15 protein-coding genes and 1 pseudogene are annotated in these 14423 nt (G+C 66.0%); 3 read left to right on the forward strand and 13 right to left on the reverse strand.

Annotated features, from left to right (window positions below; all coding sequences use genetic code 11):
* The 5 genes from A5698_RS16420 to A5698_RS16440 all read right to left on the reverse strand — a co-directional run.
* Positions 1-504 (reverse strand): double zinc ribbon domain-containing protein (locus A5698_RS16420; RefSeq protein WP_197506801.1); only part of this gene is annotated, 504 nt, incomplete at its 3' end.
* Positions 505-506: 2 nt separating this feature from the next.
* Positions 507-1574 (reverse strand): oxidoreductase family protein, encoded by a 1068-nt coding sequence (locus A5698_RS16425; protein WP_068298987.1) that lies wholly within the window; start codon positions 1572-1574, stop codon positions 507-509.
* 134 nt (positions 1575-1708) lie between these two features.
* Complete coding sequence (gene aftC, locus A5698_RS16430) at positions 1709-3007, reverse strand: arabinofuranan 3-O-arabinosyltransferase (protein WP_197506802.1); 1299 nt, start codon at positions 3005-3007, stop codon at positions 1709-1711.
* Between the two features lie 36 nt (positions 3008-3043).
* A complete protein-coding gene (locus tag A5698_RS16435) occupies positions 3044-4609 on the reverse strand; it encodes an alpha/beta fold hydrolase (protein WP_068299017.1) in 1566 nt (521 codons plus the stop codon).
* A 25-nt stretch (positions 4610-4634) separates the two neighbouring features.
* On the reverse strand, positions 4635-5417 hold the full coding sequence (locus A5698_RS16440; protein WP_068298995.1) for a pyrimidine reductase family protein: 783 nt from the start codon (positions 5415-5417) through the stop codon (positions 4635-4637).
* 34 nt (positions 5418-5451) lie between these two features.
* Between A5698_RS16440 and zapE the strand changes: the two genes are divergently transcribed.
* Positions 5452-6498: a cell division protein ZapE gene (gene zapE, locus A5698_RS16445; protein WP_068298997.1), complete on the forward strand. Its 1047-nt coding sequence runs from the start codon at positions 5452-5454 to the stop codon at positions 6496-6498.
* A 12-nt stretch (positions 6499-6510) separates the two neighbouring features.
* Here the strand turns inward: zapE and A5698_RS16450 are convergent, their stop codons facing one another.
* The 7 genes and pseudogenes from A5698_RS16450 to A5698_RS16480 form a co-directional block, all read right to left on the reverse strand.
* A complete protein-coding gene (locus A5698_RS16450) occupies positions 6511-7083 on the reverse strand; it encodes a GNAT family N-acetyltransferase (protein WP_068298999.1) in 573 nt (190 codons plus the stop codon).
* A gap of 6 nt (positions 7084-7089) precedes the next feature.
* A complete protein-coding gene (locus tag A5698_RS16455; RefSeq protein ID WP_068299000.1) occupies positions 7090-7581 on the reverse strand; it encodes a hypothetical protein in 492 nt (163 codons plus the stop codon).
* Positions 7582-7627: 46 nt separating this feature from the next.
* On the reverse strand, positions 7628-8053 hold the full coding sequence (locus tag A5698_RS16460; protein ID WP_068299001.1) for a PPOX class F420-dependent oxidoreductase: 426 nt from the start codon (positions 8051-8053) through the stop codon (positions 7628-7630).
* A gap of 36 nt (positions 8054-8089) precedes the next feature.
* Positions 8090-8683 carry a methylated-DNA--[protein]-cysteine S-methyltransferase gene (locus A5698_RS16465; protein ID WP_068299020.1) on the reverse strand — a complete coding sequence of 198 codons (594 nt, stop codon included), beginning with the start codon at positions 8681-8683 and terminating at the stop codon, positions 8090-8092.
* The gene (locus A5698_RS16470; protein WP_068299007.1) at positions 8680-9156 is read right to left on the reverse strand and encodes an RNA polymerase sigma factor; all 477 of its coding nucleotides are present in this window, start codon (positions 9154-9156) and stop codon (positions 8680-8682) included. Before A5698_RS16470 ends, A5698_RS16465 begins: the two co-directional genes overlap by 4 nt.
* Before the next feature lie 41 nt (positions 9157-9197).
* A complete protein-coding gene (locus A5698_RS16475; protein ID WP_068299010.1) occupies positions 9198-9920 on the reverse strand; it encodes a Clp protease N-terminal domain-containing protein in 723 nt (240 codons plus the stop codon).
* Between the two features lie 32 nt (positions 9921-9952).
* Positions 9953-10440: pseudogene (locus A5698_RS16480) on the reverse strand (SRPBCC family protein).
* 76 nt (positions 10441-10516) lie between these two features.
* On the opposite strand from A5698_RS16480, the gene A5698_RS16485 reads away from it, so the two are divergent.
* Positions 10517-10870, forward strand: coding sequence for a helix-turn-helix transcriptional regulator (locus tag A5698_RS16485; protein WP_067298879.1), 354 nt, complete (start codon positions 10517-10519; stop codon positions 10868-10870).
* A 4-nt stretch (positions 10871-10874) separates the two neighbouring features.
* Here the strand turns inward: A5698_RS16485 and A5698_RS16490 are convergent, their stop codons facing one another.
* Entirely contained in the window at positions 10875-11300 is a 426-nt protein-coding gene (locus A5698_RS16490; protein ID WP_068299012.1) for a hypothetical protein, read from the reverse strand.
* Between the two features lie 362 nt (positions 11301-11662).
* On the opposite strand from A5698_RS16490, the gene lepB reads away from it, so the two are divergent.
* Complete coding sequence (gene lepB, locus A5698_RS16495; protein WP_502688936.1) at positions 11663-12412, forward strand: signal peptidase I; 750 nt, start codon at positions 11663-11665, stop codon at positions 12410-12412.
* Positions 12413-14423: the final 2011 nt, after the last annotated feature.

Consider the following 14423-nt stretch of genomic DNA (forward strand, 5'->3'; position numbering starts at 1 on the left):
GGCGTCACCAAGTACATCGGCGACGGCTTCATGGCCGTCTGGGGTGTCCCCGAGATCGGCCCCGAGGACGCGCTGCGCGCCGTCGACGCCGCGGTCGAATTGCAGGACCGGTTCGTCGACCTGGCCGCCCAGGTCGCCGATGTACTTGGTGACGCCCGCACGGTGTCGCTGCGCGGTCGACCGCAGCAGCTCGTGGTAGTGGCCGATCACCTCGCGTGCGGTCTCGGCGTCGACCCTTTCCTCGAAGGTGGTCGACCCCGCCAGATCGGCGAACATCACGGTGACGGTTTTGCGTGCCGGACCCGCGATCGGCACTTCGGTTGCGGGGGCAGCCAGTTCGTCGAGCGGCGCGCCGCAGCCGCGGCAGAACCGAGCGGTCGCTCGGGCTTCCAGGCCGCACGTCGCACAGACGCGTGCGAGTGAGCCGCCGCAGCCCTCGCAGAAGCGTGCGTCCTCTTCGTTCGCCGTCCCGCAGGAGGCGCAGGTGCGGCGGTCTTCGGCCATGGTCAGTCCGGGCTCAAGGTAAACACGTCGTGGTCTTCCACCGCCGCGACCGCGCGATGAAACATCGTGCGGGCCAACCGTGCGCTGCGATCGTTGACGACCTCGATCCGGCCCTCGGCGATGACGGGGTAGAGGAAGCACCAGGCAATGGCGATTCGGTAATCGTGCCGCAATTGTTCTGTGGGGTAGTCGATTCCGTGCTCGGCGAGACGCTTCCGATAGCGGCTGAGCAAATCGTCCTCACAACCACGACGGGTGTCGGGGGTCAGGCTCTGGCTGATGAAGTAGCCGACGTCGAAGGCGCCTCGACCTCTATTCGTGACTTGCCAGTCCAGCACCGTCAGCGGCGGATCCCCTGCGTCCACGGCGAAAAACATCTGATCCAACCGCAGATCCCCGTGCAGGAAGGTCTGGGGCCGACGAGAGACCTCCTCGAGGAACCACGGCATCAACGTCGCGAAGCGCTCGCCGTAGTCACGGACCTTCGGAGTCAGTTCAGAGCCCACGCGCTCGACGCACTTAGGCCAGGCGGCGTGGTAGTTGTCCGCGATCACCTGGGGGAAGGGCGGATCGGTGTATACCTTCAGCCATGGCAGCGACGCGAGGCGATCGTTCTCCCACCAGTAGGCGTGGTGGCGGGCGATGGCGTCGATGACGGTTTCAGAGTCGGCGAGCGAGCAGCCGACGAGTTGGTCGACGTTGCGGAGCCGACCCAGATCCTCGAGCACCAGGACGAAATCGTGGGTGTCCTCGTCGATGGCCGCGAAATACGGCCGGGCGGGTGGCAGCGGATTGGACAGGCCGATTTCCTGGTAGAACCGGACTTCTCGTCGGTAGAACTCAAGGTCTTCGCACAGGTGGGTCCGCGCGGTCGTGTCCAGCGTCGGCAGCTTGACCACGACAGAGGGCGGTAGGTCCGGGTCGCCATCAAGATGGGCCCGATAGAGGCGGCCGAGAAGCCCATAGCCGATCCCGAACTGCTCGAGCTTGCAGACCCGCACGTCAGCGTCGAGAACCTCGCTCAACCATTCCGCCGTGATGGACTGCGGGTCTACCGGGATTCTCGGCATGCGCGCCTCCCCTGTAGACCACCCCCGTGAGCGAATCAATCGTACGAGATGCGAGGCGCGTCAGCACTGCTTATAGCGGGGTGCTGCCCGCCATAAGCTTGCGTTGGCAAATACTGTCGGAGCCGTTATCCGCGTCAGCTGATCGGCGGTGCAACGGGCCGCGCCGGCTCGGTCGAGGCACCCGGATCTGATCGCGACTTGTTCAGCCATGCCGGGTCGATTCCGTCGTCGAGGCGGCCTTCTGCCTTGGCGTCCAGATAGCGGAAGTACAGCACCGAGAACACCACGACCAGCATCAGGGCCCACCCGTAGGTGAACTTCATGTACTCGAGGAACCGACCCGTCGTCGGCCAGTGCCCGAGCAGCCAGCGGTCGGCGCTCATGAACCCGTAGATCGCCAGCCACGCAGGCCAGTTCCGCAGCACCGAGTTCGGCAGCACCACCGTCATCAGGAATGGGAACAACATCATCGAGTAGTAGCCCTGCCCCAGCGACAACACCAGGAACGAGGTGATCAGCAGCACGCCGGACGACGTCGTCATCCAGAACAGCGGGTCACGGGTGCGGTAGTACTTGTACAGCAGCCACAGCGAGATCACCGCGATGATGGCAAAGGCGATGCGCAACAACAGGATCAGCCAGGTCGGCAGGCCGTAGTAGACGCCGTTGCCGGCGATCGAGCTGTTGAAGTAGTCGCGGGTGGTGAGGATGTAGGGCACTGTGCGGGTGAAGAAGCTCATCGGGTCACTGATCAACGGCCATGCCGCGACGTTGAAGGCCAGTGGTACCGCGACGGCGGTCGCCAACGCTCGCCATTGCCGGTTCAGCAGCGGCAGCAACAACAGCGGCGCCAGAAGCGGTTTGACCACCAGGGTCAATCCGATCGCCGCGCCCGCCAACCATTCGTGGTTGCGCTTGCCGTCCAGCAGCCAGCGGAAGAACAACACCTCGGCCAGCAGGATGCATCCGTTGATGTTGCCGAAAACCAGTGTGTTGATCACGCTTTCGGTGCAGAACATCGCGGCCAGCAGCGCGGGCAGCGCGACCGAACGGAAGCCGAAACCGAACAGCCGCACCAGGAAGTAGGCGGCCAACACGATCGCGATCGTGTTGAACGTGATGAACCAGTAGCGCGATGCGTCAACGGGCAGATAGCCGAACGGCGCCATCAACAACGTGCCGCCGGGCGGATAGAGGTAGTGCGGATCGACGTGGTCGAAGTGCTCGTTGTAGATGTCCCAGCCCATCTTGAAATTGACGACCGCCCGGTACACGGGCCCGTAATCGTCGGTGATGTAGCCGTTGGTGGCCAGGACGTAGCTGCGGTGGATGATGAACAGGATCGCCAGCGGCCACAGGATCAGCCTCAACACCGACGCCACGTTGGGCGGGGAGGTCCGGGGCCGGAATGGGGCGGTCACAAGATCGCGCACGACCGCACGGTACCCGACCGCCGAACGCGTGAGGCGTCAGGCAGGGCAGAACGTGTCGGTGTCCGGCAGGTTGCCGCTGTCGAGGTAGCCCAGGACCGGAGGCAGTGTGCACGGTGAGTAGATCGAGGCGCCGTGTCCGATGCCCTGCCACATGACTCGCCTGTTGGCCGAGCCGGCGTTGATCGCCGTCGCCGCGACCGCGGCGACGCCTTCGTTGCCCACGATCGGGTCGTTCTGCGTGCCGAGCAGCAGCACGGGGATCTTCAGGTTCTTCGGCTCCTCGGGCGTTGACCCGCTCGGCCAGTTCAGGCAATTGACCAGGTTCAGCGCACCGACCGTGCCGAATTGCGGATAGAGCTTGTCCCAGGCCACGACCAGCTCGCGCACCCGGTCCGGAGTGGGCCGGTTCAGCGAATCGCTGCAGCTGTTGACGAACTGACCGTCGGTGTCGCGCAGCGTCTCGGCGCGGGCGATCAGGTCGGTGAACGGAGCCGGATCTCCCGATTGCGCGGCCGCGATGGCGGCGGCCAGCGCATTGACCGACTCGACCCGGTCGCCGCGCGGATAGGCCAGTGCGGTGGCGATCGCATTGGCCACCGTGGCGACAGCGGCGCCGTTGGGACCTCGGCCCTGGCGGGCGGCCGAGAACAGCGCGTCGACCGCCGCCTTGGGATCGGGGCCCAGCACGCAGTTGGTCGCGGCGCACTGTGCGGCCCAGGCGTTCAGCGCGGCCTGCTCGCCTTTGACGCGCTGCTCCATCGCGGCTTCGGCGGCGATGCCCAGTGGCAGCGGCGAATCGAGCACCAGGCGCGCGACCTTGTTGGGGTGCGATCCGGCGTACGCGAGCGCGATCTGCGCTCCGTTCCCGACACCCAGCAGCGCCAGCGCGGGCACGTCCCAGGTGCTTCGCAGCCGCTCGATGTCCTCGGCGGCGTGCGAGTTGTCGTAGGCGGAGTCGCCGGGGGCGATGGTGTCGGTGCAGCTCGTCGTCGCGGTCTGGACGATGGCGCCCAGGTTGGCCACCGGGTCGTCGCCGGACTGGAACTGCGCCTGGTCGAGCATCTCCTGGCGGTCGAACAGGTCGCGGCAGTCCAGTGCACCCGACATGCCCATTCCGCGGCGGTCGACGGCGACGATCGGATGGGTGTTGAGCACATCGGTGCCTGCCCGCGACAGCCACACCGGCAACTGGATGGACGACGGCAGATCCGTGCCCGTCGTCATCACCAGCGGGCCGGCGTCCTCGGGGGTTTGCGGACCGCGCGCCCGCACCACGCCGATGCTGACCGAGCCCGACGCACCGTTGATCGGGTCGAGGTCGGCGTCGTAGGTGGCGCAGTCCAGCGTCACACCCGGTGCGGCGGGCACGGCGGCGTCGCCGAACACCCGCGACGTGCATTCCCGCCAGGCCAGGTCGTTCTTCGGCGCCTCGACGGCCGGTGGACCCTCGGCCGGCTTGGTCGTTTCCGGCTCGCCCTGGGGCCCCGCGCCGGAGTCGGTGGCGAAGCGCGGATTGGCGGCGAGGCCCGGCGAACACGCCGCGACGAACGCGACGACGGATGCCAGGCTGAGGAGCCGAACCAGCTGACCACGCCGATGCATGCCGACCACAGTACTGATCCGCGGCTCAGCCGAGCCGCACGTAGCGCGTGTACAGATAGCCGTCGTCGTCGGTCAGCACATGCGCCGGGCGCATCCGCGTCAGTACCTCGCCGGGGCCGGTCGCGATCCGTGGCGCCTTGCCGCCGACCAGGAACGGCGCGATCGTCAGGCACAACTCGTCGAGCAGATCGCTCTCGATGAGCAGGCTCAGGATCAGCGGACCGCCCTCGGTGAGCACCCGGAACAACTTGCGTTCGGCCAACGCGTCGAGCGCGGTCGCCGCATCGACCTCGTCGGGCCGGGAGCCGGAGGCATCGATCACCTCGGCGAGCGCGCCGAGACGTCGGCGGGTGCCGTCGCAGGCCGCGGAGCTCGTCAAGACCAGCGGCGGCACCTCGGTGCGGGTGAAGAAGCGGGCCTCCGGGTCGAGATTGCCCGACCGGGTGACGACGGCGATCGGCGGCACCTCGGCCTGGCCGCGCGCCTGCCGCTCGCCGCGCTGCGGGACGGGCACCTGCGCGCCGGAGTAGTTCTCGGTGCGCACGGTGGCGGCGCCGACGAGGATCACATCGGCGGCGTAGCGCATCTGCTCGAAGACTCTGCGATCGCCGGTGCCTCCCAGCGCCGCGGTCTTACCGCCGGCGGTCGCTCCGCCGTCGACGGTGGCGATCATGTTGCCGCGCACCCAGCACCTTCGCAGGTCGGCGGGGTAGGCGTAGAAGTCGGCGAGCCTTCCGTCGGCGCCGTCGATCGGGGCGCCGTCAGGCCCGAGCACTGTGAACTGCGCCGCAGCGGCGGTATCGGGCATGAAGACGATTGCAGCACGTCGATAAGGTGCCTGCATGGACGGGTCCGGAGCGGTGCAACATCTGGTCGACCGGCACCCCGACGTCACACCGGACCGGCTGATCGCCCAACTCGTGCCGCCACCCACGTTCTCCGACGTCAGCTTCGACAGCTACATCCCCGACCCCGCCGAGCCGTCACAGGCCGCGGCCATGCAGTCCTGCGCCCGGTTCTGCGATCAGGCCGAGCAGCGTCGGGCTGGCAAGAAGAAGCTGTTCGGTCGCCGGGAAGTGCTGCCCGGGGTCGGCTTGTACCTCGACGGGGGTTTCGGTGTCGGCAAGACCCACCTGTTGGCGTCGTCGTACTACCGTCTGCCGGAACCGAAGGCGTTCGCCACCTTCGGCGAGTTGACCCAATTGGCAAGCGTTTTCGGGTTTGTCGAGTGCATCGAACTGCTGGCCGATTACGTGGTGGTGTGCATCGACGAATTCGAACTCGACGACCCCGGCAATACGACGTTGATCTCGCGGCTGCTTTCGCAACTCGTCGAGCGCGGGGTGTCGGTGGCTGCGACGTCGAACACGCTGCCCGAGCAACTGGGGGAGGGGCGATTCGCGGCGCAAGACTTTCTGCGTGAGATCAACACGCTGGCAGCCATTTTCGAGACGGTGCGCATCGACGGACCGGACTATCGCCATCGCGATCTCCCGCCCGCGCCCGAACCGTTGAGCGACACCGAGGTCCGTGAGCGCGCGGAGCGGTCGGCGGATGCGACCCTCGACGACTTCGACGCGCTGTGCGCGCATCTGGCCACCATGCACCCGTCGCGCTACCTGACTCTGATCGAAGGGATCGGCGCGGTGTTCCTCACCGGCGTGCACACGGTCGACGACCAGAACGTGGCCCTGCGCCTGGTGTCGTTGACCGACCGCCTGTACGACGCGGGAATCCCGGTGGTGGCGTCGGGAGCCAAACTGGACACCCTCTTCAGCGAAGAGATGCTGGCGGGTGGATTTCGCAAGAAGTATCTGCGCGCGACGTCGCGACTGCTGGCGCTGTCGAGGGAAGGCACCGAAATGGGCTCGCCTTCTTCGCGCGAGTAGACGTGAACCTGTCTACTTTTTGGCCAATTGCGTCAGTTTGGCGTCTGTTCGCGGAAGAAGATCGAGCACCATCACGTAGTCGTGCTCGATGGCCGCACCCAATCGGAACGTCTTGGTGCCGCTGACGACGAAACCGTGCTTGGCGTAGAACCGTTGCGCGCGTTGATTCTGCTGGTTGACGCCGAGCCACACCGCTGCGGCGCCCAGATCGGTGGCCTCCTGCACCGCCGCGGTCATCAGGGCAGTGGCGACACCGGCGCCGTGGTGGTCGGGCAGCACGTAGATCTTCGACACCTCGACGGCGGCGCGGGATCCGATGGCACGCTGGACGTCGGGGTCGTCGGGGACACCGCGAATCAGCATGGCGTAGCCGGTGATTGCGCTGCCGGCACGCGCGACGAACACCGCCCGGTCGGGGTCGACGAGGTAGTCGCGGAAGCGGGACTGCGACAGGTTCTCCTCGATGAACGCTTCGACGTTGTCGGGTGTGGCTGCCGGGGGACAGGCGAGCGGAAAGGTGCGGGCGGCGACGTCGGCGAGTTCGGGCAGGTCGGCTTCGACGGCCGCCGTGACGTCAATGCCCAACGGCGACTACACGTTCCACTGAGCCAGGTGCTCGCCGGTGACCTTGTCGAGCAGCACCACGTTGGACACCAAGTCGCGGTAGCAGTCCCAGAACACCGCACCGCTGACCGTCGAACCGGCGGGCGCGTTGTTCAGCTGCGGTTGCAGCGCGTCCGGGGCGTCGGTGTTGCGGGGTTCGTAGCTGTCGCCCGTCGGCGTGACACCGCGGAAGCTGTAGGTGATCGACTGCGCATACGGCGTCGGCACCTGAATCGAATGCACCGTCACCCAGGCTCGCCAGACCTGCTGACGCGGGGGGCGCGGGGGGTAGCCGAAGCCGGGCGGTATCGGCGACGGGTCGACGCTGTGCACGGTGATGTCGGCGACCAGGCCCTTGAACTTCACCTGCAGGGTGTCGCCCAGCCTGCCGATCGGAGCGGTCACCGCCGAGGCGGGTGCAGCGACTATCCCGGCGGCGGTCGCCATGGCGACCACGAGCAGCACGAACCAGCGACGCATCACCGAATGATCGCACACACTGAAACGTGTTACAGACGCTTCCCGGTCAGGACGTCCACGGCCCGACGCCGCCGACCTTGTCGATACGGATCCGGGTCAGGTACCCGGGCGGAGCGTCCTGGGGCGGGAACCCCGAATCCGGGCTGGACAGCGTTTGGGCGAGTTCCTTCAGCAGTTCGGGCGCACCGCCCTCGACGACGCGGGCGGTGCCGTTGATCGCCAGGTACGGCCGCATCGCCTGCCCGACACCTTGCGACGACAGGATCGTCACCGCGACGCGGGGGTCGCGGCGGACGTTGCGGACCTTCTGATGCTCGGCGAGGTGAGCGGTGACGAGTTCGTCGCCCTCGGGCGTCGACTTCAGCGCCACCCACACCAACGTCACCTGCGGGCTGCCGTCGGGATTGAGGGTGACCAGCGTGGCGTCTGCACCCTGCCCGATGAGGGCGCGGGCGGCGTCGTTGAGTTTCATGCGAGGTTCTACCGCCCGGCGCGCCGATTCATTCCCTCAGGCCGCCTCGAGGCTCAGCAGCGCCGACTTCGCGTTTGGGCCGCCGACGTATTGACCGGGTGATCCGTCCGAGCGCACGACACGGTGGCACGGGATCACCACCGGCAGCGGGTTGTGGGCGCACGCGCTTCCCACCGCGCGTACGGCGCGGGGGTTGCCGACGGCGGCGGCGACGGCCGCGTAGCTTTCGCGTCGGCCGTAGCCGATGTCGCGGAGATGCTCGATCACGCTGCGGCGAAAGCCCGCTGCGAGCCGAAGGTCGACCGGTACCTCGAATGTGGTGCGGCGCTTGGCGAAGTACTCGTCGAGTTGGTACGCGACGGTGTCGAGACGGGCCGGTGCGCGCAGGATGCGAGGGCTCACCGTCTGCGCCAGGCGGGTGAGCACTGTGTCGTGGTCTTCGACATCGAAGGCGACGCGGACCAGTCCGACCGTGGTGGCGGCCAACAGTAGTGGGCCGACGGGGCTGTCGATCGTGCGGTAGGCGACGTCGAGGACTCCGTCGTGGTCGGCGGCGCGTTCCAGCCGTCGGTGCAACCGGTCGAGCGTCTCATCATCGGGGGTCAGCTCGTCGAAGATGTTGGTGGTCATCGGCATTGGTCCTCACGGTAGATCCTGCGAAGTGTCTTGATGCCGTCGGCCGCGGCGCGGCGGGCGGCGTCGGCAGAGTTGCCGAGCAGGTCGGCGATCTCGGCGAACGGTAGGCCGGCGACGTGGTGGTAGGCGACGGCCTGGCGCTGCTTGGCGGGCAGGCGGGCGAGCGCGTCCCACAGGTCGGGGTCGTGCGACGCCGGATCCGCCCGCGGCGCGGCGCGATCGGGCAAGTCGTCGGTGGGTGTGGGTCTTCGCGACCGAGCCCGGCCGACGTCGAGCGCGCGACGGTGGGCGATGGTGACGAGCCAGGCCTCGACGTTGGCGTCGGCAGGCAACTGCGGGTAGGCGCGAAGTGCCGACAGAAACGTCTCGGACCAGGCGTCCTCGGCGTCGACGGGACCGACGACGGCGCGGCAGACGCGCAGCACGGTCGGACCGTGCTCGGCCACTACGTCTTCGAACGGTCGCACCCTCACATCATGAAGACGTCCCCGGGCCGGCCGCTGTGAGATCACTCCTTGGTGAAGGCCTGCAACGCATCGAGCAGTTCGGCTTCGAATCGGTCCTTGTCGACGCCGATGCGGTGCAGAGGGCCGTCGTCGTCCTCGGCCTCCCATAACGCCAAGAAGATGTGTTCGGTACCGACGTAGTTGTGTCCCAGGCGAAGTGCTTGTCGGAAGGTCAGTTCGAGAACCTTCTTCGCGCCGCTGGTGAAGGGAATCAGGGCGGGAAGGTCGCCTTCGGCCCGCGCCGGAAGTGACACCATCTTCGTCACGGCGTCGGAGTCGACGCCTTGGGCGGCGAGTAGCTTGGCGGCCAGTCCGTTCGGGTCTTTGAACAGTGCCAGCAGAAGGTGATTGGATCCGATCTCGGCGTTGCCAGCCGAGTGGGCGAGATTCTGAGACTCGACGACGACGTTGCGGGCGCGGGGAGTGAACCTGCCGAATCCTGCGTTTGGGTCGAGGACGGCGTCGGTGGGTGTCTTGGGGACGAATCGTTTCTGCGCGGCCTGTTTGGTGACGCCCATGCACTTGCCGATGTCGGTCCACGACGCGCCGGAGCGGCGGGCCTGGTCGACGAAATGGCCGATCAGGTGGTCGGCGATCTCGCCGAGGGACTCGGCCGCCAGTACGGCGTCGGTGAGTTGGTCGAGAGGTTCGGAGTGCACGGTCTTGATGACGTCGATGAGATCGTCGAGCCGGACCGGGTTGGTGATCTTGGCGGGCTGCGTCATGCCGTCAACCGTAGGTTGACGAATGGGATGCGTCAACCTTGGGTTGACGATCGCGGGTAGCCGCGCCTGACCGTGCGGTCGAGAATGCCCAGCGTCGCGCGCAACGCGCTTTCGGAGACGACGGGGAGATGCCCGCCTCGCGCCAGTGCGGGTCGATATCGGACCAGTCGTAAAACGACGTCACCAGCGTTCCGTCGGCGGCGGTCTCCAGGCGATAGCCCGAGACGTGGCCGACCTGCGGCCGGATTCGGCCGAGGACCGTCCACGAGATCAGGCTGTCCCGCTCGAAATCGCGGATGGAGACGGTGACGTCGTACCTGCCCATGGGGAAGCCGTTGAGAGCTTCGCGATCCATGTGGACGACGAAGCTGTCGCCGGCCGCGCGAACCGGTTCGCCCTCCGCGTCCTGCAGCATCCCGGTGGCGTCGATGGCGACGTGGCCCTGGGGGTCCGTCAGGACGGCGAAGACGTCGGACGCCGGTGCGGCGATGGTGCGCTGGACCTCGATGCGATCGTTCATCAGCAAATCATGCCGTGGATGTGAAACGCGTCGTCAGCCGTTTCGGTTATCGGCGTCCGGGTATCCCCGAATTGCTATGCGTAACCATGTGGACCCGGCTCGCGTTCAGTCCGCACTGCTGCGGCGCGCGATCACGTTCATCAACGAGAACGCCCACAGGGAAATAACACTCAGAGATATTGCCACTGCCGTCAATGTGACCCCGCGTTCGGTCCAGTACGCGTTCCGTCGGCACCTCGGCACGACGCCGCTCGAGTATCTGCGCCGCGTGCGACTCGACCGAGCGCATCGCGAACTGCAAATAGCGGACCCGCGCAGCGACACCGTGATGGCGATCGCGGGGCGGTGGGGTTTCACCCACGCGGGCCGCTTCAGCGGTGTCTACAAACGCACCTACGGAACCCCGCCGAGCGAGACGTTGCGCGCCTGACGGCTTATCTCGGGAAGAAGCCCTCGCGCGTGAAGAAGCCCGGCTGCCATCCTCGGGCGCCGAGGCACAACATCGGACGACCGTCGGGGGATTGGGCGGCGGATTGAGGCTTGGGGCACGGGGCGCCGACGTCCTGAACGCCGAAGAGTTCGTAGGAGGCCTGCCAGAACCCCTGATTGGTGGGGATCGGCGGCCATTGGTTCTCGATCCAGCGGCACTGCAACACTTCGCCGCCGGGGCCGCGTCCGAAGGTGAACCGCTCGAGGTTGAAGCACGGCCCGGTGAGGTGGGCGTCGTAGTTCATGCCGGGTACGTCGGAGGCATACCGGCCGGGGGTGTCGGGATAGTCGTTGTCGTCCGCAGCGGCGAACGGTGCCGCGCCGAAGGCGGCGCCGGCGATAGCGGCAGTGGCGAGCAGTTGGCGAATCATGTCCCACCTCGTGTCGTGACCGGTCGGTCTTCGCAAAGCGTAGTTGTTCTCATACGACGGCCGGAGGTTTTCACGTCACGCCGGAGTCGGCGCTGACGTGAGGGAACACGCGTGAGGCGGAAATGGCACAGCACGGTATCAACTGGGATACATCGAGCGTGTCGCATGACGATACCTGCATAGTTGCTGACCTGCGGTGACACCATAACGACATGCGTGACGGTGACGACGCAGTGGCGGAAGCGGCGCTGACGTGCGCCTCCTGCGGCGTTGAGCTTTCGCCGTCGTCGAAGTCCTGCACCGAGTGTGACGCCGCGGTCGTACCGCCGCTTGGACGTGCGGGACTAGAGCGGAAACCGAAGATCACCGGGCCGGATGCTCATCGTGCGGGTGCTCCCGCGACTCCCGCCGCGGCGCCGAAGCCGCCAAAACGGCGAAAAGTAGTGTTGCGCAGAGTCGTGGCCTCGGTGGCCAGCTTGGTGCTCCTTCTCGCTGTCGTATACGCCGTGGGTTCCACGTTTGTCGTTCAGCCGTACGTTGTCCCGTCCGCGGCGATGGCGCCGACGCTGGATAAGGGCGAGCGGATCATCGTCAACAAACTCGCATACCGGGCGTACCGCCTCGGTATGCCACAACCTGGCGACGTAGTCGTGATCAAGGCCCCACCGGGCTGGAACGCCGGCTACGAGTCAATCCGGTCGCGCAACACCGCGGTGCGGTGGCTGCAGAATGTGCTCTCGGTCGTCGGTCTCGTTCCTCGAGACGCGAATGAGCTGGTCACGCGGCTCGCTGCCACCGGCGGGCAGACGATCGCATGCCGGTCGGACACCGGTCTCACGTTGAACGGCGAACCGGTTGCGGAGCCGTACCTGGACACGAAGACGCTTGGCGCTGACCCCTCCGTCGACCCATGTCTGGGTCCCGAATTCGGACCCGTCACCGTGCCGCGGGACCGGCTGTGGGTGATGAATGACAACCGCACATATGGAGAGGACTCCCGCGCACACTGTGCCAGCCTTCCCGCTGACTTGGAGCTGGGCATCTTGTGTACCGGTGACCCATCGACGGGCACAGTCCCGGCGGACGACGTCGTCGGCAAGGCACGGTTCTGAGCATCGGCCAATCAGGTCAAGACGATGGTTTCAAATTGCGCGCGAATTCCCTGGTTGCCTTTGCACCTGCGAGGGCATCCGGCGCTTTTGCGTACTGGTCGGGCTCATCGTCCTGGCCATTGCTTTGCTGGCGTTCATTGTCGCTTTGGTATAGGACCCGCCTCGGCGCTTGGTGTCGCGATGCGTCACACCCCAAATCTGTTGTCGCAAAACGTCGCTGGACGTCGCTCTCACCTCCAGTGTCGATTTTCGGTTAGCTGATCCGTACGTTCGTGTGTTGGGTGCGCTGGCCAAGGGGTCCGCATCCTTACCAAGTGGACAGCAACGGCTTCCCTCTCCGGGGCGGAATTCTGGCTCCTGAGCCATTACAGCAGCACGGCTCGTTGACGACCATTTCCTCACTGATAGACGACCATTTCCTCACTGATAGAGAGGAAGCCCTCGATGATCGGATCAACGACCATTCCGACAGGTTTACGGCGGATCGGACGTCGAAGCGCATTCGTAGCTGCCATGTGGATCGGTGCCATTACCCTGACCGTCCCGGCTGCTTATGCGCTTCCGGAATCGACGATCGGTAGTGAATGCAAAGCGGCGAACGGAACGTATACAACGAGGAATCTGTCGTCGGGCGACAGGGAGACCAAGTGTTACTATAAGGACATTTCCGGCAAAAAGTGGTGTGACGTTTACCTCAACGGCGAGTACTTGGGCACGGATCCCGCGGCGCAAGGAGACCCCGGGGGTACGGGGACACCGCCGAAGCTTGACTCCTCGAAGTTGGTGCCCCCGGTGGTGGGGCCAATCGTGGCGACGCCCCCGCCACCGGTATCCGTCATTGCAACGGTCCCGGTCCAACCGGGAACAGCCGGCTAGCGAGACGGCTCGAGCGCACGTCATCGCGCTGAACTTGGCCGCACATTCACCGCTAGGTCGGCGGAAACGGCGATTGGAAAGCAAATGATCAACACATCGACATCGAAGCGTCGGATAGCGCTCATCGTGGTGGCTGCCCGCTGGGTTGCAGTACTCGCTGCGGCGGCCGCAGTCCTTGGCGGCGGATATGAGGCGGTTGCGAGCGCGGGACCTAAAGGATGCGACCCGGCAGTAGTCGTCAATTGCCAAGACCCGCCACCAGCGCAGGGCCCCAAACCGCGTTGGAGCCCCGACCGGCTACCCGGCGATATGCTTCCCGTCAATCCTGGGCCCGCGGAGTGCCCGCCGGAGTGGGGTTGCCCGCCGCCGCCTACGAGTCCGCCTCCGACGGCCCCGCCGACGACAGGTCGTTGACGCACTCGCGCGGCGTCACCGGTTAATTCGGCGACGCCGAACAAGTTGTGGTCGTCGTCAGAGCAATGCGGCCAGTTGGGCCTCGCGGCAATGTGAGTCAGACGCCGGGTCTCTATTGGTAACTGCGCCTACACGCGGCATCGGCGAGTCGAGTCATCCGATCCGATAACTCGAGGTGCTCATTCTCGCTGCCGGACTTCGACGCGTACCCAAGCTTTCGCACTTCGCTCGCGAACCCGCGTATGTCGCTAGCCAGTTTTTCCAGCTCATTCATCGGTGGAAGCACTCCCCACTCACCCGATAGAACATTCTCTAGGAGGAAGCGACCCTTTCGCTCTCGGGATTTCCGTTTCGCTCCATGTCCCCCGCAGCGCCAGGCTACCTGATGGGTCGGCTCGGTGGACATTACGAACAAGGCACAGTTCGCACCCATTCGCAGGCCGAACTTTGCTCGGATTTCGTGTTATCTGGTGCTGCACCCTTGACCTCGGCGACAGGCGAGTGATGTGGTTCGCTGGCGGTGCCGACGGACGACGTTTGACTTGAATGAGGGCTGGAATCGTTACGCCCGCTGCGTCGGAGATATCGCGGAGTCCTTTCCAGGACGGCGTCTAAGCGAGCTGCGAGCTCTCGATACTCACTTCTGCGTCTCGTCAAGTGACTTGGCCCCGGGGTCGGCATGAATTTTGGCCCCATCGTTGGCTAGTCGGTTCGCTTGGTG

Origin of the sequence: Mycobacterium sp. E136 (assembly GCF_001666865.1) — a bacterium.
Taxonomy (GTDB): domain Bacteria; phylum Actinomycetota; class Actinomycetes; order Mycobacteriales; family Mycobacteriaceae; genus Mycobacterium.

Excerpts from the sequence above, each read along its gene's own strand:
- A5698_RS16425 (WP_068298987.1), bottom strand. The coding sequence starts at position 1,574 with ATGCCGAGAATCCCGGTAGACCCGCAGTCCATCACGGCGGAATGGTTG.
- A5698_RS16465 (WP_068299020.1), bottom strand. The coding sequence starts at position 8,683 with ATGACCACCAACATCTTCGACGAGCTGACCCCCGATGATGAGACGCTC.
- A5698_RS16490 (WP_068299012.1), bottom strand. The coding sequence starts at position 11,300 with ATGATTCGCCAACTGCTCGCCACTGCCGCTATCGCCGGCGCCGCCTTC.
- A5698_RS16485 (WP_067298879.1), top strand. The coding sequence starts at position 10,517 with ATGCGTAACCATGTGGACCCGGCTCGCGTTCAGTCCGCACTGCTGCGG.
- zapE (WP_068298997.1), top strand. The coding sequence starts at position 5,452 with ATGGACGGGTCCGGAGCGGTGCAACATCTGGTCGACCGGCACCCCGAC.
- A5698_RS16475 (WP_068299010.1), bottom strand. The coding sequence starts at position 9,920 with ATGACGCAGCCCGCCAAGATCACCAACCCGGTCCGGCTCGACGATCTC.
- A5698_RS16440 (WP_068298995.1), bottom strand. The coding sequence starts at position 5,417 with ATGCCCGATACCGCCGCTGCGGCGCAGTTCACAGTGCTCGGGCCTGAC.
- A5698_RS16460 (WP_068299001.1), bottom strand. The coding sequence starts at position 8,053 with ATGAAACTCAACGACGCCGCCCGCGCCCTCATCGGGCAGGGTGCAGAC.
- A5698_RS16435 (WP_068299017.1), bottom strand. The coding sequence starts at position 4,609 with ATGCATCGGCGTGGTCAGCTGGTTCGGCTCCTCAGCCTGGCATCCGTC.
- A5698_RS16455 (WP_068299000.1), bottom strand. The coding sequence starts at position 7,581 with ATGCGTCGCTGGTTCGTGCTGCTCGTGGTCGCCATGGCGACCGCCGCC.